The organism is Flavobacterium sp. GNP010, from assembly GCF_056428945.1.
The window spans coordinates 1-223 of record NZ_JBWJVK010000171.1 but is presented as its reverse complement, the minus strand read 5'-3'; the positions used below and the strand labels follow the sequence as shown (position 1 = coordinate 223).

The 223-nt window shown below is 41.3% G+C and carries 1 protein-coding gene; it reads right to left on the bottom strand.

All coding sequences use genetic code 11. The annotated features are described in order from the left end of the window. Positions 1 to 223, bottom strand: a 223-nt coding sequence (locus AC061C_RS15970) for a thymidylate synthase (protein ID WP_478291993.1), incomplete at both ends; no start/stop codon positions are given.

Here is a 223-nt window from a genome sequence, read left to right as displayed (position 1 = left end):
CAACGTAAAACTGAAAAAAGGCGTGGCAAGGAGGCAATGCAGCTTTGTTATTGGCTACATTTTCTTCAAAAGATGTTTTTGTATCTGGTAAAACCGATGGGTTCCAGGCCGATACCAACATTCTTCGGCTATTTGGATTTGTTTTTAGCTCCTGAATTAGATCAGCAATTTGGTCAATTTCTTCACTATTCCAATTGCGCCATTGGTGTCCGTACACAGGACC